The sequence below is a fragment of the Daejeonella sp. genome (assembly GCF_036405355.1).
GTDB lineage: Bacteria > Bacteroidota > Bacteroidia > Sphingobacteriales > Sphingobacteriaceae > Daejeonella.
In genome coordinates this window covers 20,857-40,442 of record NZ_DASWXT010000118.1, presented here as the reverse complement: position 1 = coordinate 40,442, position 19,586 = coordinate 20,857, and the positions used below count along the sequence as shown (strand labels likewise).

Below are 19,586 nucleotides of genomic sequence, written 5' to 3'. Positions count from 1 at the left end.
AGCCTGATCCTAGTGTATTTATTAAGTATTAATCAATTCTGCTTCAAGAACTGGTTCTGGTTTTTCTGTTATCTCCGGAAGCGGTTTATGTTTTTTCGACCACATTGAATAAACTGCAGGGATTACATATAGTGTTAAGATCAAAGAGAAAAGTGTACCACCTATAATTACAATACCCATACTCATCCTGCTTTTTGCAGCTGCACCCAAAGCCATGGCTATTGGTAATGCACCTAAGGCAATTGCCAGACTTGTCATCAGGATTGGCCTTAACCGTGCTACCGATGCTTCGATAATCGCTTCACCTAAAGGCATTCCCTGTTCTTTCAATTGGTTTGCAAACTCCACAATCAAAATGCCATTCTTGGTAACGAGCCCAATGAGCATGATCGTTCCGATTTGGCTAAAGATATTCCAGGTTTGTCCGAATAACCAGAGTGAAAGGAAGGCACCTGCCACAGCCATTGGTACCGTCAGAATAATAATGAAAGGATCGATGAAGCTTTCGAATTGGGCTGCCAGAATCAGATAGACTAATAATAAGGCTAGTGCAAATGCAAAAAGGGTGTTCGAAGAACTTTCACGGTAGTCACGCGATTCTCCCCCAAGATCTGTAGAAAAAGTATCGTCCAGTATTTTTGCCGCCGCCTTGTCCATTACATCAATTCCATCACCAATACTTTTACCGGGTGCCAGACCTGCAGACACAGTTGCTGACATGAATCGGTTGTTATGATACAATTGAGGAGGAGTACTGGTTTCCCGTACAGAAACCAGATTATCGAGTTGAATGAGCTCTCCTTTGTTATTTCGTACAAAAATTGAGGTTAAATCCAGTGGATCATTGCGGTCAGGTCGGTCATATTGGCCGATAACCTGATATTGTCTGCCGTTCATCTGGAAATAAGCAAATCGTTGTCCGCTAAGTGCAAATTGCAGAGTTTGAGCCACATCCAATACCGAAACGCCCAGATTTCTTGATTTTTCCCGGTCAATAGTTACATTTATTTCAGGCTTATTGAATTTCAGGTTTGCATCAATGGCTGTAAATGTTGGATCCTGACTGATTTCTTCGATGAACAAGGGAAGTTTTTCACGAAGCTTTTCAAAATTGGGAGCCTGAATGATATAACTTACTGGTAAACCACCGCGTCGTGTAACCGAAATTGTTGGCTGCTGAATAACAAATACTCTGCCTTCTGTATAGGGTTTGGTAATTCTGGTCAACTTTTCAGCAACCTGTGCCTGAGAAATTTCACGTTTCGCAGGATCACTTAATCGTAATCTTAGAAAACCGGTATTTGCTGCTCCTGAACCACTGAAACCCGGAGAGGTAACAGTTAATAGAAATTCTTTTTCGGGGATAGAATCCTCTACCAGTTTGGAAAGCTCAAGAATAAAGTTATCTGTATAATCGTAAGATGATCCCTCAGGAGCTGTTACCTGCATACTTACCGCGGCTCGGTCATCATATGGTGCAGTCTCTTTTTGAAGAACAGTCCAAAAGAGTCCGATGAGGCCGATACAAACAATAATGATTGGAAATGCAATCCATCGTGTCTTCATAAATCTGGTCAGAGATTCTGAGTAACCGGAGGTCATTTTCTCAAAATAAGGTTCAGACCAATTATAGAATTTGGTTTTCTTTTTATTTGCCTTCATCATGTAGGCATTCAGCATCGGGGTTAGGGATAGTGATACAAATGCCGATATCAATACTGCCGCACCGATGACTACCCCGAATTCCCGGAATAGACGCCCAACAAATCCTTCCAGAAAAATTACCGGTAGGAATACTGCTGCGAGGGTTACGGAAATTGAAATTACTGCAAAAAATATCTCATTCGAGCCTTTTATGGCGGCTTCAATAGGACTATATCCCTCTTCCAGCTTCTTGAAAATATTTTCTGTAACTACAATTCCATCATCTACAACCAAACCGGTAGCGAGTACAACTGCAAGAAGGGTAAGTACATTTATGGAAAATCCAAAAAGGTACATTATAAAGAAGGTGGATATCAGCGAAACAGGTATATCAATTAATGGCCTGAAAGCAATACTCCAGTCCCGGAAGAAAAGAAATATAATCAGAATTACCAGGATCAGGGAGATTAAAATTGTTTCAGCAACTTCTGTTACAGATCGTTGAATGAATACTGTTGTGTCTAGTGCAATATCAAGTTTTAAGTCCTCCGGGAGTTCCTTCTTTAATTGTTCATAGCGTTTATAGAACTCATTTGATATTTCAAGATAATTGGCTCCGGGTTGTGGGATTAAGCCCATTCCAATCATCGGAGTTCCTGATGAGCGAAGCATTGTTTCTTCATTTTCAGGCCCAAGAACCGCGGTGCCAATGTCTCTCAAACGAACAATATTATCACCCGAACTTTGTATGATCAGATTATTAAATTGCTCTTCATTTGAAAGATTACCAAGAGTCTTAACCGACAATTCCGTTGAGTTTCCTGTAATTTTTCCTGAAGGAAGTTCAACGTTCTCTCTGTCTAGTGCACTTTTCACATCCAGCGCTGTTAGTCTGTAAGCTGCAAGTTTTGCGGGATCAATCCAGATGCGCATAGCAAAGCGTTTCTGTCCCCAGATCTGTATACCACTAACTCCTGGAATGGTTTGAAGTCGTTGTGAAATTACGTTTTCTGCATAATCGCTAAGTTCAAGTTGGTTTCTGCGATCACTCTGGATAGTCATTGATAAGATAGCTTCCGAATTTGCATCTGCCTTTGATACGACAGGAAGACCATCGATATCTTTTGGTAAAGATCTTACGGCTTGCGAAACCTTATCCCTGACATCGTTGGCAGCTTCTTCAAGCTCTTTGTCGAGATTGAATTCAATATTAATATTGCTGGTACCCTGATTACTCGAGGAGGACATATTTTTAATCCCTTCAATACTGTTTATCGCTTTTTCAAGAGGCTCAGTGATCTGAGATTCAATGATATCTGAGTTTGCACCCGGATAGCTGGTTCGTACCGAAACAATTGGCGGGTCGATGGAAGGGAATTCCCTCACCCCTAAAAAATTGAAGCCAATGACACCGAAAAGAACCAAAAGCAGATTCATTACGATTGCGAGCACTGGTCTTTTTATACTGGTGGTTGATAAACTCATAGGACTATTTTCTTATTTTTTATCGGGTAAAATATTCTACTAAGCTTAAATTAATTTGTAACCTTAACTTTTACGGGCAGGTCGTTTTTCAATGACATGATACCTGTTGTAAGCACTGTATCGCCAATGCTTAATCCCGAAAGGATTAATACCGATTTTTCAGTGCGGGTTCCTGTCTCAACCATAACTTCTTTGGCTTTTCCTTTTGAACTTACGTATACTTTTTTGCCTTGAAGAACAGGCACAATCGATTCTGTTGGTATTAAAATAGCGTCATTTATATTGCTAAGAGGCAAATCAATCTTAGCGAAAGATCCCGGAAGCAAATCTCCGTTTGAATTTGATGCCTTTGCTTTTAATTGTAATGTTCTGGTAGACATATCTATACCAGGTTCAATAGCGTAAATTATACCTGTATATTTGTTATTTGAGCCAGCAACTGTAAATGATATTTGTGTATTTATTTTAATTGTTCCTGCATATTTTTCAGGAATAGAAAATAAAATCTTAACAGGGTTAGTACTGACCAATCTTGCAATATTGCTTGAGGGGGTAATATATTCTCCTGCAGATATTGTTCTTAATCCGATTTTACCGCTGAATGGTGCGCGGATCAGAGTTTTAGCCAGTTGAGCACGGATAAGTTGTGTTTGTGATTGCAATGATCTTAACTCTGAGAGAGCAACATCGTATTCCTCTTTACTGATTGCTTCTTTTTCAAGCAGCTTACCTGCACGATATTCTGTTTCCTGAGCTAATTTTTGTTTGGTTAAAGCCTGAGAAAGCTGAGCTTGCAGCTCAAGATCATTGATCTTTAATAATACCTTTCCTTTGGAGACGGTACTACCTTCGTTGAAAAGGATCTCGGTTACAAGGCCTGATACCTCGCTTCGGATATCAACCTGTTCGTTCGCCTCTATTGTACCTGCGATGGCTAGAGAGTTTGAAAAACTCTCTGCTTTAGTAACGATACCGTTTACGGTTAGCACAGAGGCTGGTCCTCCAGTTCCACGACCTGCACCTGCACCTGCTTTTTGAGCTTTATTCTTATTAATTCGGTAAGCTACGAATACAGCCAGCAGGATTACAAGAATTGTGTAAACGATATATTTAGTTTTCATCTGTTTCTTTTTTGATTTTTTAATGGTGACGAAGTTATCATGATTGGATAATTATATCCATGAAAGGTTTAAGCAAAATCATGATGGTTTCATGTAATTAATTATAGTTTTTTAATATTGAATGTGTTTTTTCCTCTAAATCTGGTGTGATGTCAATTAAATTAAACTGAATAGTTGTTAATACTTCATTAAATATCTGCTTGTTAGATTCACAGATATTATGAAATGCCATTTCATTAAGCTCTTTTATTGCCTTTCGTATAACTGGAATACAGCTTTGTGCTTTTGGGGTTAATCTGATCAGTTGTTCCCTGCGGTCTTGAGGGTTCTTTTCCCGCTTCACATAGCCCTTTTCTTCAAGGTAATCCAAAATAGTGACCATATAGGATTTGTCGATATGTAAAATTTCGGCTAGTGCTTTTTGGGTTAGATTTTCATCATGTGAATCTATTAAGATGAGTACATAATGATACCTGTCTATAGATAACTGGGCAACCATTTTTGAAAGGGCACTCAGATATTTTTTAGAGACAGCAATAAAGGGATTAGCTAATGGTTCAAGCATATTATATTAATAACACAAATCTATTTTTATACTTTGAAATTAGTTGGATGTAGCAACTATTTTACTGAACATTAACAGCCAGGCCGGTTTAAATTGAACTGAAAACTTACTTTTGCGATTGAACAATTATTTATAGAAAAATGAAATGTTTTGTCTCTTTAATTTTTATTGCTTTTATGTCCAGTTCAATTCTTGCCCAAAATAAAATTGCTTATGAGGTTTCCTTTACAGAACCTCAGGCTCATTATGCAGAGGTACTAATGAATATTTCAGGAGTTAAAACTGCAAAGATTGATCTGAAAATGCCTGTTTGGACTCCAGGGTCCTATTTGATCAGGGAATTTTCAAAAAATGTGGAGGGTTTTAAGGCATTTGGTTCAGGCGGTAAAGAACTACCATTTGAAAAAATTAACAAAAATACCTGGAGGATCAGTACAGCAAACTCGGGGACGATAAAAGTGAGTTACAGGGTATATTCATTCGAAATATCAGTAAGGACAAGCTTTGTGGATGAATCGCATGCTTTTTTATCTCCGGCAGGAGTTTTTATGTATCCGGATGGTCAGCTGAATACAGCATCTGAGATCACAATCAATCCTCATAAATCCTGGTCTAAAATATCTACCGGTCTTGAAAAAGTGATATCAAAGCCAAATACCTATTATGCCCAGGATTTTGATGTGCTTTTTGATTCGCCCTTCGAAGTTGGAAATCAGGATATTTTTGAATTTGTTGCCGAGGGAGTTCGCCATGAAGTTGCAATGTACGGAGGGGGAAACTATGACAAAGAGATCCTCAAGCGGGATATGGCAAAGATAGTTACAGAACAAACCAGGACTTTTGATATTAATCCGAACAAACGTTATGTGTTTATTGTTCATAATTTTAATTCAGGAGGTGGCGGACTTGAGCACCTGAATTCAACTGTTTTGGGGGCTAGCCGCAATTCATACAATACAGAGGCAGGCCTTTTGAGATTCCTGGGACTTGTTTCTCATGAGTATTTTCATATTTGGAATGTAAAGCGTTTGCGTCCGATAGCATTGGGCCCATTTAATTATGAACAGGAGAATTACACCAGAAATCTCTGGATCGCTGAAGGTTTTACTGCTTATTATCAGGATATCTATACCAAAAGGGCGGGTTTACAAAGCCCTGATCGTTACCTGATGAATTTAGCCGCTTCGATTAGCTCGGTTGAAAATCAGCCCGGGAATCGGATAGAGACAGTAAGCGATGCTAGTTTTGATGCCTGGATCAAGCAATATCGGCCAAATGAAAATTCTGCTAATTCCACTATTTCTTATTATAGTAAGGGAGCCCTGATCGCTTTGATCATGGACCTTGAAATCATTCATTCTACTCGGGCAAAAGCTGGTCTGGATGAAGTGATGAAGGCGATGTACGATGAATATTATACAAAGAAAGACCGGGGATATACAGATGCCGAGTTTAAAGCAATGCTTGAAAAGGTATCGGGGAAGTCATTTGACGATGTTTATAAAGATTATGTTAATGGTGTTAAGACCATAGATTACAACAAATATTTTGCCTATGCCGGATTTGCATTGATTGATGATGCGGCTAAAGGTAATGACGCATATTTGGGAGCGGTAACAGCACTAAAAGATGGTAAAATCATCGTGACGAATGTAAGTCGCCAGAGCCCGGCATGGATTGCCGGTTTGAATGTAAATGACGAGATACTTTCCATAGATGGAAATCGTATAAATAATGTTTCGGATCCCAGATTATCAGAAGTTGAGAAATTCATATCCACCAAAAGACCCGGTGAAAAAATATTGATATCCTTAAATCGTGACGGATTGATAAGACAGACTGACGTTACGCTGGTCAGAAATCCGAATCATAGATTTAGAATTGCTTCTTTACCTAATCCAACTGCAGCGCAGATTGCTGTAAGGAAGAGGTGGTTGAAACTTTTATAATTGAGAATTGAGAATGGGCAACGCGGCCCCTCCTGTCTAATGGTTTCTCCTGATAACAGATAACAGATAACAGATAACAATAAAGGGGCTGCTTCATCTGAAGCAGCCCCTTTATAATTAGAAGGTTAATCTAATCGCAAGACCAACATCTCCTGTACGAAAATTTGTATTTGGAGTTAATTCAAAACGCGGTCTCCAATCAATTGCAAGGTTTAGTGGAGCTCCTTCGATTTTATAATCCAGACCCAGCACACCGTCAGCACTTAGCCAAAGGTCACCGTCAAAATTCCGTCTTTTATATGAACCGATACTACCACCGCCTCCATAGTACCATAGCAAGCCCGGGGCTCCCTCAATTGGATTATGAACTTCATAAAGTCCGGTTAACAGAAATCTTTGGAGATCATCATTGTTTCTGAAAGACAAATTAAGATCAAGTGCCTTGTTTGAGTTTAAAAATGTTTTGTAGTTTAAGCCATTGTAAGATCCCAATCTTACTCCAATGGCGTTCTCATAAGTCTGTGCCTGTGAGTTGGAATTGGCAAGAAAAATAAATCCTGCAGTTAAACATAATAGTAATAGCTTTTTCATCTTTTTATTTTTTGTTTTTCAGTGGTGAAACAATCATAATTTAATAATTAACCCCCAGCCCCAGCAGGTGTTAACAAAATTATGATAGTTTTATATTCATAAATTTTATGAATTGAGCTTTTCAAATACAGTGCCATAGTAGGTTTCAACTGACAAAAAATTAAAACTGTCAGCTTATTGTATCTTTCCAGAGAATATTCATAGGTAGCTGACATTTTTTACTGAGATGTGAGTTTAATCATTTTGCACCTTATTTAATTTTAACTATTTTACGTTTAAAAGGATAGAAGTTATGGCAGAGATTACACGTGTTTTTGATCTTTTAGAGCATTCGCTTGAAAAGTACCAAAAAGATGATATGGTGGTAGCAAAACAGAATGGTATTTGGAATAAATATTCTACAGAGAAATTTGTTGCGCAGGTAAATTCAGTAAGCCGGGGATTAATTGCTTCGGGGATTAAAAAGGATAATAAGGTTGCAATTATGTCGGCTAACCGTCCTGAATGGAACATTTGTGATTTCGGAATCATGCAGATTGGCGCTACTCAAGTGCCAATGTATCCAACATTAGCCGAAAGTGATATTAAGTTTATACTTAGGGATGCGGATGTTAAAATCGTATTTGTTTCTGAACTTGCGTTGTATGAAAAACTGAACAATGTCAGAAAAACAGAGAGTATTGATTTTAAGATCTTTAGCTTTGATAGCATTGAAGGGGTACCACACTGGCAGGAATTGATAGAAATTGGCGAGCGGGCAGAACCTGTCAATCTTCAGGTTTATCGTGATCGTATTCTCCCAGAAGATTTGCTAACCTTGATTTATACCTCCGGGACTACCGGGACTCCAAAAGGCGTAATGCTGACTCATAATAATCTGGTTAGCAATGTTATTTCTTCCTCTGTGTTGTACCCCAAAGATTTCAAAAGAGCCCTTAGTTTCCTGCCACTCTCGCATGTTTTTGAGCGGATGGTGCTTTACATGTATTTCTACTTAGGGGTATCGGTATATTATGCCCAGAGTATGGAAACCATAGCTGCAGATCTTGTTGAGGTTAAACCGCATGGATTTACAACAGTTCCCCGCCTTCTCGAAAAAGTATACGACAGAATAGTAGCCAAAGGCTCTGAGTTAACCGGAATAAAAAAGCAATTATTCTTCTGGGCCTTAAACCTCGGACTCAGGTATGAAATGAATGGAGCCAACGGACTCTGGTATGAATTTCAGTTAAAGTTAGCTAATAAGCTGATTTTCAATAAATGGCGTGATGCACTTGGTGGCAATATCCTGGCTGTAGTTTCTGGAGGAGCCGCCCTGCAGCCGCGTTTGGCACGGGTTTTCTGGGCGGCAGGAATGCCGGTACTTGAGGGTTACGGGTTAACTGAAACTTCGCCCGTAATTGCGGTTAACGGACTAGATAAAGGTGCTGCAAAATTTACAACTGTCGGAAAAGCCATAAAAGATGTTGAGATTAAAATTGCAGAAGATGGTGAAATATTGTGTAAAGGCCCTAATGTAATGAAGGGTTATTATAACCGGCCTGATCTAAGTGATGAAGTAATTGATAAGGATGGATTTTTCCATACCGGAGATATCGGGGAATTGGTGGATGGCCAATACCTCAGAATAACTGATCGCAAAAAAGAAATATTTAAAACTGCAGGTGGAAAATATATCGCACCACAAATACTTGAAAATAAATTCAAGGAATCACCTTATATCGAGCAAGTGATAGTAATTGGTGAAAATGAGCGCTTTCCGGCAGCTTTAATCCTGCCTAATTTTCCGGCACTGGCTGCATGGTGTGCCCGATCAGGAATTCCATACACCAATAATGTTGATATGGTTAAAGATCAAAGGATAATCGATAAAATCCAGTCAATTATTGATCATTTCAATAAAGAATTCGGGCATTGGGAACAGGTTAAAAAGTTTGAGATGCTCACACAAGACTGGAGTATCGACGGAGGAGAACTTACTCCAAAACTTAGTCTGAAAAGAAAAGTAATTTTACACAAGTACAAAAATGAGGTAGAAAAAATATATAGAAATGCATAGAAACAAAGCAATGAGATTTAAGAAGGGAACAGGTTTGTTACTTGCTTTTGGTATTCTGCTTTCAGGATGTCTTGGCGGAAGTCTCTCTAAAAATAATTCCGGTGAGTATAAAAACGGCCTGGTTGTTTCCGCCCATCCATCTTCGTCGAAAGTAGGTTTGGATATTCTCAAAAAGGGTGGAAATGCGGTTGATGCCGCGGTTGCAGTCCAATTTGCTCTGGCGGTGGTTTATCCGGGTGCCGGGAATTTAGGTGGGGGAGGATTTATGGTTTACCGCTCGGCAAGCGGAGAACTGGCAACGCTCGATTTTCGTGAAAAAGCCCCGGGAATGGCAAGCCGTGATATGTACCTCGACTCTGCCGGGAATGCTATTACTGATAAGAGTTTATATGGTCATCTTGCTGCAGGTGTACCCGGAAGTGTTGATGGTATGGTTAAGGCTCATGAAAAGTTCGGTAAATTAAGCTGGGCAGAAGTTGTACAGCCTGCATTGGATCTTGCCAGAAAGGGATTCCCTATTACAGATAGTCAGGTAGAAGAGTTTACAGAATTACAGGAAGAAATTAAAAAGTACAATCCGGGTAAATCATACTTTATTAAGGAAAAATGGGAAAAGGGTGATCTATGGGTTCAGGAGGATCTTGCTAAAACTCTGGAACTGATCCGGGATAAGGGTCGCGAGGGATTCTATGCAGGTATAGTTGCAGATCAAATAGAAGCTGAAATGAAAAGTGGCGGTGGTTTGATCAGCAAAGAGGATTTAAAGAATTATCAGTCTCAATGGCGCGAACCATTGGTTGGAAACTACAAAGATTATAAGGTAATCACTATGCCACCAACATCTAGCGGTGGAATAGCTTTGCTGCAACTTTTGAATTCTGTTGAAGAATATCCACTCAGGAGATGGGGGCATAACTCTGACTCGACCGTTCAGGTTATGGTTGAGGCTGAACGTAGAGTTTATGCCGACAGGGCAAGCCATCTGGGCGACCCTGATTTTTATAAGGTACCCCAAAAATATCTGGTAAATCCAATCTATTCAAAGTACCGGATGCAAAATTTTAACTGGGATAAAGCAACACTTAGCTCTGATATTAAGGCTGGGGAAGTGCCAAAAGAAAGTGAAGAAACTACCCATTTCTCTATTGTTGACAGGGAGGGAAATGCAGTATCACTCACTACAACGCTGAATGGTGGTTATGGCTCAATGGTATTTGTGAAGGGAGCAGGATTCCTTTTGAATAATGAAATGGATGATTTTTCAGTAAAACCAGGCTCCCCCAATATGTACGGACTGCTTGGAGGAGAAGCTAACGCTATAGTTCCCGGAAAACGAATGCTTAGTTCAATGACCCCAACTATTCTTGAAAAGGGAGGCGAACTGTTTATGGTTGTGGGTACCCCCGGTGGTTCTACTATTATTACTTCTGTTTTTCAAACCATTTTAAATGTGCTTGAGTTTGATATGGATATGCAGGCAGCGGTAAATGCGAAGAAGTTCCATCATCAATGGTATCCGGATGTGGTTACTTTTGAAAAGGGTGGATTGGATACCCTGGTCAGGCAAAAGTTGGAGAAAAAGGGCTATACCTTTAAAGATAGAAGAGCTATTGGCCGTGTTGACGCAATCCTTAAAACTCAATGGGGTTATTATGAGGGTGGTGCTGATCCCCGGGGCGATGACACCAAGATGGGCTGGTGATATACTAATTTCGAAAATCCTGAATTATTGCTTAGGCTTCGCTATTTTGTTTCCTTCTGGTCGGTGTTCTCAACGTACCATAATCACTCGCACATTATATGGTCGGTATTTTTACCGACCATAGGTTGCATTAGAGATTAAATCTCAGACTTTGCTATTTTGCTTCCTTTTTGCTGAAATAAGAACTGTGATCAGAAAGTGGAGTAATACCAATGCCAATAGTGAAAATTTAATTCCTGCAAAGATAAAAGCTGCACCTGCATATAAGTCATCAGGGCCGGAATTGATAAGTTGTAACAGTGAAAGGTTCTCCAGAAAATCACAGGCAACTGCAGTCACGACCATATTGCTCAGAATTCTGAATTTGTTTAAGGGATGATTTTTGACCAGCCTTCCACAAGCCCATGCACTGCCATAAAAGAACGTAGCACCATATAGAAGCGGGAAGATGAAGTCAAGATAAATGCTGAGCGTCATCAATTCTGTATGGCCTAAATCTTTCAGCTTGTTAAGAAACAGTTCTGCATTTGCAGCTGTTCCAATAAATTCAAATGTGAGAATACTGCCCTGGTTAAGAGGGACTGTCATAGTCCGCATCAGGATGATCCATCCTAAAGTGACTATCAAAAGTAAGGTGAATCTGAGGCCCTTGTTTTTCATAAAGTATTATTTTTTAATCAATTATTAAAAGGATACTTACGGATTGAAATCTGGCTCATCCCGTCTTTTTCATAAATTGCTATACAATTCTTCTTATATCGTTCCGGGATATTAACTTCTCCGAAATTCAATTCTTCAGGAATCTCGCCGTTACTTAAAAAAAAGTAAATTCTCGTAGTGCCGTATTTTGTATGAGGCATATAATTACCATACTGCTCCATCTCCTCCCAGTTTTCAGTTGTAAGACTCACCGCATAGATTCTGATTACAGGCCCTGTGTTCTGTTCATTCCGAATAAATGCTACTTCTTTAAAATCGCTTTTAAGGTCTTTTATTCCGGGTTCAGTAAGGGTGTTCCAAATTATTGTAATAATTATTAATACAGATACAGCAAGGATGTAGACTTTATATTTCTTCATTTATTCCCAAAGCTAAGCTTAAATATATAATTCATTGGTTCTGCCCGCCCAAAATAAAAGCATAATTGCTCTTGTTTTATATTTATCTATTTTATACATTTGCTATGCTTGCATAGTATATTTGAATGAGGCCTGAAGAAACTGTAGATTATTTTTTGAAAATTGTTTGGCAAACAGTTGCTAACAAATACAATCAAATTGCTGCAGATTATGGAATAACGCAGGCTCTGGGTTATATGCTGATTAATATACATGAAGAGGGAACTGCAGTCTCGCAAATTGCGGCCTTATCAGGTGTGAAATCTACAAGTCTGTCGAGAATGCTTAAGAATATGGAAGAGCTTGGTTTGATTTACAGGGAGACAGATTCAAATGATAAGCGTTCTGTTAAGATATTTTTAACACCATTCGGTATTGAAAAGCGGCAGATTGCCAAAGATGTCGTAAGAAAATTTAATGAGTATCTCAATGCGCATATTTCCGATAAGGAAAGGCTTAAGCTCATTAATACATTAAACAAGATAAATCAACTAACCACTGATTATAAACCTCAGTTTTGCTACCCGGAAATTCCGGGTAGTAAAACCTGAAAAAGATAATTATGAATCCGACAGGATTAAAGTAAATATTAAAACCACAGGACAAATTTTGTTTATCCCAGGGTTTTAGTTTTTGTTTTTGAGGTCATGAGTCCTTAGAGATTTAATCATCAGAGGTTCCATCCCGTAGCTGCGGGATTAACAAACAATAAAAATAAACAGATGAAACGAGTCATCAGAAAAGTAGCGGTATTGGGTTCTGGTATTATGGGATCCCGTATTGCATGCCACTTTGCCAATATTGGAGTTGAAGTTTTACTGCTTGACATGGTTCCAAAAGAGCTGACAGCTGAAGAGCAGGCAAAAGGTGCTGATCTTAATTCTAAATCAGTCAGAAATAGAATTGTTAATTCAGCACTTGAAAGTACTTTGAAGGCCAACCCATCTGCTGTTTTCTCCAAAAAAGTTGCTGTCAATATTTCTACAGGCAATTTTGAAGACAATATGAAAGATATTGCATCCTGCGATTGGGTGATAGAGGTTGTTGTCGAGAGGCTTGATATAAAAAAGCTGATTTATGATCAGGTAGAAAAATTCCGAGCTCCAGGAACCCTGATAAGTTCTAATACTTCGGGAATTCCGATTCATTTGATGGCTGAAGGACGTTCAGAAGATTTTCGCTCGAATTTCTGCGGGACTCACTTCTTTAATCCACCACGCTATCTGCGTTTGCTGGAAATCATCCCAACCGCTGAGACAAAACCTGAGATTATTGATTTCCTGATGCATTATGGTGATAAATTTCTTGGGAAAACTACAGTTTTATGTAAGGATACTCCCGCCTTTATCGCAAACCGGGTTGGAGTTTATTCCATTATGGCGCTCCTGCATCTGGTTGAGAAAATGGATCTTTCGGTTGAGGAGGTTGATAAATATACCGGTCCTGCATTGGGCAGGCCAAAATCGGCGACTTTTCGAACCACAGATGTTGTCGGACTGGACACGATGATCAATGTAGCCGGTGGATTATTTAACAATCTTCCTGAAGATAAAGCGCATGATCTGTTTGAACTGCCTGGTTATGTTAAGAAAATGCAGGAGAATAAGTGGCTTGGAGATAAAACAAAACAGGGTTTTTATAAAAAAGTAAAAGGCGCTGACGGAAAATCTGAAATTCTGGCTCTTGATCTTAAAACATTAGAATATAAACCTCAGCAAAAAATAAAATCTTCAACACTTGAGGCTACAAAGCTGATTGAAAATTTGCCTGAGCGGATGAAAGTTTTCGCAAACGGTACAGATAAGGCAGGCGATTTTTTCCGCCATTCTTTTTTCGGACTGTTTGAATACGTTTCAGACCGCATTCCTGAAATTTCTGATGAATTATACCGCATTGATGATGCGATGAGAGCCGGTTTTGGCTGGGAACTCGGACCATTTGAGGTTTGGGATGCCATCGGGCCGAAAAAGGCCCTTGAAGGAATGAAGAAATATGGTAATGAAGCAGCAGCATGGGTTCATGAGATGCTTCAGTCCGGGAATGAGTCGTTCTATAAGGTGGAAAATGGTGTTAAGAAGTATTATGATATTCCGTCAAAATCATATAAACCCATTCCGGGGACTGATTCTTTTATCATTCTCGATAATATTCGTCAAACAAATACAATCTGGAAAAATTCAGGAACTACAATCACCGATCTGGGAGATGGCATACTGAATGTTGAATTCCACACCAAAATGAACACGATTGGGGGTGAAGTCATTCAGGGATTAAATAAAGCAATTGACCTGGCTGAAAAAGATTACAGAGGCCTGGTTGTTGGGAATGATGGTGCCAACTTTTCGGCAGGTGCTAATATCGGAATGATATTTATGGCTGCCGTTGAACAGGATTGGGATGAGATCAATATTGCCATTAAGATGTTCCAGAATACAATGATGCGGATGCGCTATTCAAGTATTCCGGTTGTGGCAGCACCGCATAATCTTACTTTGGGAGGTGGTTGTGAGTTATGTCTGCATGCAGATTTTGTTCAGGCTAATGCCGAAACCTATATGGGATTAGTTGAATTTGGGGTAGGATTAATTCCGGGAGGAGGAGGTTCAAAAGAGTTTGCTCTTCGTTTGTCAGATGATTTTAAAGAAGGTCAGATAGAACAGGCAGCACTAAGAGAGCGCTTTTTAACCATTGGGCAGGCTAAAGTTTCCACCTCGGCAGTTGAAGCGGTAGAACTTGGTTATATCCAGAAGGAGAAGTTCGGCATAAGCATGAATCGTAACCGATTGATCGTTGACGCTAAAGAGAAAGCAATCGAACTTGCAGATGCAGGCTATACCAAACCGGTTCAGCGCAAGGATATCAGGGTATTGGGCAAACAGGGGATGGGTATTGTTTATGTAGGGGCAAATTCCATGTTCTCCGGTAATTTTATATCAGAGCATGATAAGAAGATATCTGAAAAACTGGGCTATGTTTTATGCGGAGGAAATCTCTCACAGCCAAGCTTGGTTTCGGAGCAATATTTACTTGATCTGGAAAGGGAAGTTTTCCTTTCACTTTGCGGAGAGAAAAAAACACTCGAAAGAATACAGAGCATTCTGACTAAGGGCAAGCCGTTGAGGAATTAGTATTTAGATGTGAGATATGAGACAAGAGATATGAGAAACTAAATCTGATAGAAATGCATAACCTTAAAGAGCTTAAGATCTGGAATAAGGCTATTGATTTGGCAGTTGAAGTTTATAGGATCACTGGCTCATTTCCTAATGAAGAAAAGTTCGGATTAACTTCACAGTCAAGACGGGCAGCAGTTTCAATATCATCAAATATTGCTGAAGGTGCAGGCAGGAACACTGCAAAAGAGTTTAATTATTTTTTAGGAATTGCAAACGGATCATCTTTTGAGCTTCAAACTCAATTATTTATTTCTAATAAACTAGGGCTTATAAATACTGATGATTTAGAAAAGTTGCTTTTACTAATTGATGAGTTACAAAAAATGAATTATGGATTTCAAAACATGTTAATTAAGAAATCCTCAACCAATTAAAAATGTATATGTGAGAGGCAGGATATTCTCATATCTCATATCTCATATCTCAAATCTAATGCAATGGAAGAAGCATATATCATAGCAGCGTACAGAACCGCAGTTGGAAAAGCACCCCGCGGTGTATTTCGTTTTACACGGGCTGATGATCTGGCGGCAGAAGTGGTCAGACATCTGGTGGCCTCGGTACCTGATCTGGATAAGGATCAGATCGATGATGTGATCGTCGGAAATGCAACTCCTGAGGCAGAGCAGGGTCTTAATATTGCACGTATGATCTCTCTGATGGGGCTGGATACGGATAAAGTTCCGGGGGTTACGGTTAACCGTTACTGCGCATCCGGATTGGAGACTATAGCCATTGCAACTGCAAAAATAAGGTCGGGGATGGCCGATTGTATTGTTGCCGGTGGGGTCGAGGTGATGTCGGGTATGCCCTTCGGAGGCTGGAAACTGGTTCCGAATGCAGATGTCGCTAAGAATAATCCTGACTGGTATTGGGGTATGGGTCTTACAGCCGAGGCCGTAGCGAAAGAATACAAGGTTAGCCGTGAAGATCAGGATGAATTTTCATTTAAGTCTCATCAAAAAGCCATTGCAGCAATAAAGAATGGTCATCTTAAAGACGGACTGATACCTATTACGGTGAAGGAAACCTATCTGGACGAAAATTTAAAGCAGAAAACAAGGGAATTTATTGTTGATACGGATGAAGGTCCGCGGGCTGATACTGCGATCGATAAGCTCGCTAACCTCAAACCGGTATTTGCTGCCGGAGGTTCAGTTACTGCAGGTAATTCATCCCAAACATCTGATGGGGCAGCCTTTGTATTGGTGGTTTCAGAAAAAATGTTGAAGAAATTAAATGTACAGCCAATTGCCCGTCTGGTAAGTTATGGTGTCGCAGGTGTGCCGCCAAGAATTATGGGTATCGGTCCGATAGAGGCTATTCCACTTGCCTTGAAAAAAGCAGGGATGAAGCAGCAGGATCTGGATCTCATTGAGCTGAACGAAGCGTTTGCATCTCAATCTCTTGCTGTAATAAGAACTCTGGACTTAGATCAGGACAAAATAAATGTTAACGGAGGTGCCATAGCCCTTGGTCATCCTCTGGGTTGTACAGGCTCAAAACTGTCAGTTCAGCTTTTTAATGAATTGAAACGAAGAGAAAAGAAATTTGGAATGGTTACCATGTGTGTTGGGACGGGGCAGGGAGCAGCGGGGATATTTGAGCTGATGTAATTGAATAAGGAGCAAAGAACAAAGAATAAGGACAAATTAGGTTCTATTGACAATGGGCGGTAGTTGAAGATTAGAGCCGTATTATTTAGAGGATTAATAAATAGAATAAGGGCAAGGATAAAAATATCTTAACAGATAGAATAAGTATTTCATTGATATAAATCTATATGATGCACAATTTCAGGAAACTTAATATCTGGTTGGATGCTATCGTGCTTGCGAAAGAAGTTTACAAGGTGACTTCAAATTATCCTAAAGAAGAAAAATTTGGATTGGTTTCCCAAATAAATAGATGCAGTGTTTCGGTGGCATCAAATATTGCAGAGGGATCTTCAAGGTCATCAAATAAGGAGTTTTCTTACTTCATTAAGGTTGCTTTAGGTTCCTTGTTCGAATTAGAAACACAGCTAATATTATCCAATGAGTTTGGAATTCTTGACTCTCAGGATTTAGACAACTTAATAGATAAAATAATAAAACTTCAAAAGATGTTAACTAAGTTTTTAACAAGTCTTGAACAGAAATGAATTACTAACAAAGAATAAGGCTAAACGTGCATAGACAAAATAATAGTACAATTAACTCTGATCTGTCCTTATTCTTTGCTCCTTATTCCTTAATCAATTAATATTATGAGCGCAGCAAAAACCAAATCAATAAAAGGCGGAGAATTTATTATTCGCGAAACCGCATGTGAGGATATTTTTATCCCTGAAGAATTTGACGAAGAGCAGTTGATGATCAAAAAAACCTGTGAGGATTTTTTGGAAGCAGAGGTATTTCCTAATCTCGACAGAATCGATAATCAGGAAGAAGGCTTAATGGTGAGCCTGATGGATAAGGCTGGAGAGCTGGGTTTATTAGCTGTTTCGATTCCTGAGGAATATGGTGGCTTTGGCAAGAATTTCAATACTTCTATGCTGGTAGCCGATTCAGTTGGGGCCGGATGCTCCTTTGCGGTAGCACTTTCTGCACATACAGGAATCGGTACATTACCTATTCTCTATTATGGCACTAAAGAGCAGAAGGATAAATATATCCCAAAACTTGCAGCAGGCGAATGGAAAGCTTCATATTGCCTCACTGAGCCAAATTCAGGTTCAGATGCTAATTCAGGGAGGACAAAGGCTGTATTGAATGCAGAAGGTACTCACTACCTGATTACCGGTCAGAAAATGTGGATAACCAATGGTGGTTTTGCGGATATATTTATTGTTTTTGCAAAGATTGGAGAGGATAAAAACCTGTCTGCATTTATTGTAGAAAAGGATTTTGGTGGAATTACGATGAACCCTGAGGAACATAAACTGGGTATTAAAGGATCATCAACAAGACAGGTATTTTTTAACGATTGTCCTGTTCCAGTAGCTAATCTGCTTTCAGAACGTGAGAATGGCTTTAAAATAGCTGTTAATATTCTGAATATCGGCCGGATAAAACTTGGTGTTGCAGCTATCGGCTCTTCCCGTAAGGTTTTGAATCAGGCGATAAATTATTCGAATGAACGTATTCAGTTCGGTTTGCCAATATCCAAGTTCGGGGCCATTCGCTATAAACTTGCAGAAATGGCTACCAGGAATTTTGCTCTTGAAAGCGCATCTTACCGTGCCGGACAGAATATTGATGATGCATATGATGCTTTGGTAGCAGAAGGAATGGAACCTTCACAGGCTAAATTGAAATCTACCGAGCAATTCGCTGTGGAATGTGCAATTATTAAGGTGTGGGGGTCTGAAGTATTGGATTATATCGTTGATGAGGGTCTGCAGGTTTATGGCGGGATGGGTTATTCTGCTGAGGCACCTATGGAACGTGCTTATCGCGATAGCCGCATCAACAGAATATTTGAGGGTACCAATGAGATTAACAGGATGCTTATTCTGGATATGCTTTTGAAACGTGCAATGAAAGGTGAGCTGGATCTGATGACTCCTGCCCAGGCTGTTGCTGCCGAATTAATGTCAATTCCTGATTTTGGAGAAGAAGATAATTCATTATTTGCTGCAGAGAAGCGTCAATTGGTGAACCTGAAAAAGGCAGGATTGATGATTGCCGGTGCCGCAGTTCAGAAATTGATGATGACCCTGTCAAAAGAGCAGGAGATCCTGATGAATATTGCTGACATTATTGGATACATATATGTTGCCGAATCAACCATGTTAAGGGTAGAAAAACTGGTGAAATTAAGAGGAGAAGAAGCATGTGCCGGACAACTGGATATGATGCGAATCTATCTTTATCAAACTGTTGATAAGGTTTCTGTAGCTGGTAAGGAAGCCCTTTATTCATTCGCTGAAGGTGATGAACTAAGAATGATGCTGGTGGGATTGAGACGTTTTACAAAATCAGAGCCTTTTAATATCAAGGAAACAAGACAACGTGTCGCAAAACAATTGATCGAGGCGAATAAATATTGTTATTAAGTAATATTCTAATTTAGAATTAAGGCATCAGATTGGTTCTTGCCGGTCTGATGCCCTTTTAATAATCTGAGTAGCTATCCTCTGAGCTATTTTTGCAATGCATCCTGAATATTACAAAATATGACAAAATGTAAACT

Annotated in this window: 15 protein-coding genes; 9 read left to right on the top strand and 6 right to left on the bottom strand. The window is 39.5% G+C overall.

The window, feature by feature from the left end; translation table 11 throughout:
• Nucleotides 1-21: 21 nt before the first annotated feature.
• The 3 genes from VGE44_RS14235 to VGE44_RS14225 all read right to left on the bottom strand — a co-directional run bounded on the left by VGE44_RS14235 (nucleotide 22) and on the right by VGE44_RS14225 (nucleotide 4,815).
• Nucleotides 22-3,129 carry an efflux RND transporter permease subunit gene (locus VGE44_RS14235; RefSeq protein WP_331080270.1) on the bottom strand — a complete coding sequence of 1,036 codons (3,108 nt, stop codon included), beginning with the start codon at nucleotides 3,127-3,129 and terminating at the stop codon, nucleotides 22-24.
• Nucleotides 3,130-3,179: 50 nt separating this feature from the next.
• On the bottom strand, nucleotides 3,180-4,250 hold the full coding sequence (locus VGE44_RS14230) for an efflux RND transporter periplasmic adaptor subunit (RefSeq protein ID WP_331080268.1): 1,071 nt from the start codon (nucleotides 4,248-4,250) through the stop codon (nucleotides 3,180-3,182).
• A gap of 97 nt (nucleotides 4,251-4,347) precedes the next feature.
• Nucleotides 4,348-4,815, bottom strand: a complete 468-nt coding sequence (locus VGE44_RS14225) for a MarR family winged helix-turn-helix transcriptional regulator (RefSeq protein WP_331080266.1) — start codon at nucleotides 4,813-4,815, stop codon at nucleotides 4,348-4,350.
• Nucleotides 4,816-4,991: 176 nt separating this feature from the next.
• Between VGE44_RS14225 and VGE44_RS14220 the strand changes: the two genes are divergently transcribed.
• Nucleotides 4,992-6,764: a M61 family metallopeptidase gene (locus tag VGE44_RS14220; protein ID WP_331080264.1), complete on the top strand. Its 1,773-nt coding sequence runs from the start codon at nucleotides 4,992-4,994 to the stop codon at nucleotides 6,762-6,764.
• Between the two features lie 117 nt (nucleotides 6,765-6,881).
• Here VGE44_RS14220 and VGE44_RS14215 read toward each other — a convergent pair whose 3' ends face one another.
• On the bottom strand, nucleotides 6,882-7,355 hold the full coding sequence (locus VGE44_RS14215; RefSeq protein ID WP_331080262.1) for a hypothetical protein: 474 nt from the start codon (nucleotides 7,353-7,355) through the stop codon (nucleotides 6,882-6,884).
• Nucleotides 7,356-7,647: 292 nt separating this feature from the next.
• Here VGE44_RS14215 and VGE44_RS14210 point away from each other — a divergent pair, with 292 nt between their 5' ends.
• Together VGE44_RS14210 and ggt are read left to right on the top strand one after the other, a co-directional pair.
• A complete protein-coding gene (locus VGE44_RS14210; protein WP_331080260.1) occupies nucleotides 7,648-9,414 on the top strand; it encodes a long-chain fatty acid--CoA ligase in 1,767 nt (588 codons plus the stop codon).
• A complete protein-coding gene (ggt, locus tag VGE44_RS14205; RefSeq protein WP_331080258.1) occupies nucleotides 9,407-11,116 on the top strand; it encodes a gamma-glutamyltransferase in 1,710 nt (569 codons plus the stop codon). The genes VGE44_RS14210 and ggt overlap by 8 nt, the downstream gene beginning before the upstream one ends.
• A 144-nt stretch (nucleotides 11,117-11,260) precedes the next feature.
• Here ggt and VGE44_RS14200 read toward each other — a convergent pair whose 3' ends face one another.
• Nucleotides 11,261-11,776, bottom strand: a complete 516-nt coding sequence (locus VGE44_RS14200; RefSeq protein ID WP_331080256.1) for a hypothetical protein — start codon at nucleotides 11,774-11,776, stop codon at nucleotides 11,261-11,263.
• Nucleotides 11,777-11,793: 17 nt separating this feature from the next.
• Entirely contained in the window at nucleotides 11,794-12,195 is a 402-nt protein-coding gene (locus tag VGE44_RS14195) for a hypothetical protein (protein WP_331080254.1), read from the bottom strand.
• Between the two features lie 125 nt (nucleotides 12,196-12,320).
• On the opposite strand from VGE44_RS14195, the gene VGE44_RS14190 reads away from it, so the two are divergent.
• The 6 genes from VGE44_RS14190 (at nucleotide 12,321) to VGE44_RS14165 (ending at nucleotide 19,449) form a co-directional block, all read left to right on the top strand.
• On the top strand, nucleotides 12,321-12,785 hold the full coding sequence (locus VGE44_RS14190; protein WP_331080252.1) for a MarR family winged helix-turn-helix transcriptional regulator: 465 nt from the start codon (nucleotides 12,321-12,323) through the stop codon (nucleotides 12,783-12,785).
• 171 nt (nucleotides 12,786-12,956) lie between these two features.
• Nucleotides 12,957-15,362, top strand: coding sequence for a 3-hydroxyacyl-CoA dehydrogenase/enoyl-CoA hydratase family protein (locus tag VGE44_RS14185; RefSeq protein WP_331080250.1), 2,406 nt, complete (start codon nucleotides 12,957-12,959; stop codon nucleotides 15,360-15,362).
• Between the two features lie 53 nt (nucleotides 15,363-15,415).
• A complete protein-coding gene (locus VGE44_RS14180) occupies nucleotides 15,416-15,784 on the top strand; it encodes a four helix bundle protein (protein WP_331080248.1) in 369 nt (122 codons plus the stop codon).
• A gap of 63 nt (nucleotides 15,785-15,847) precedes the next feature.
• Nucleotides 15,848-17,026 (top strand): acetyl-CoA C-acyltransferase, encoded by a 1,179-nt coding sequence (locus VGE44_RS14175; RefSeq protein WP_331080246.1) that lies wholly within the window; start codon nucleotides 15,848-15,850, stop codon nucleotides 17,024-17,026.
• A 167-nt stretch (nucleotides 17,027-17,193) separates the two neighbouring features.
• Nucleotides 17,194-17,553, top strand: a complete 360-nt coding sequence (locus VGE44_RS14170) for a four helix bundle protein (RefSeq protein ID WP_331080244.1) — start codon at nucleotides 17,194-17,196, stop codon at nucleotides 17,551-17,553.
• Nucleotides 17,554-17,658: 105 nt separating this feature from the next.
• Nucleotides 17,659-19,449 carry an acyl-CoA dehydrogenase family protein gene (locus tag VGE44_RS14165; RefSeq protein ID WP_331080242.1) on the top strand — a complete coding sequence of 597 codons (1,791 nt, stop codon included), beginning with the start codon at nucleotides 17,659-17,661 and terminating at the stop codon, nucleotides 19,447-19,449.
• The last annotated feature ends 137 nt before the right edge of the window (nucleotides 19,450-19,586 follow it).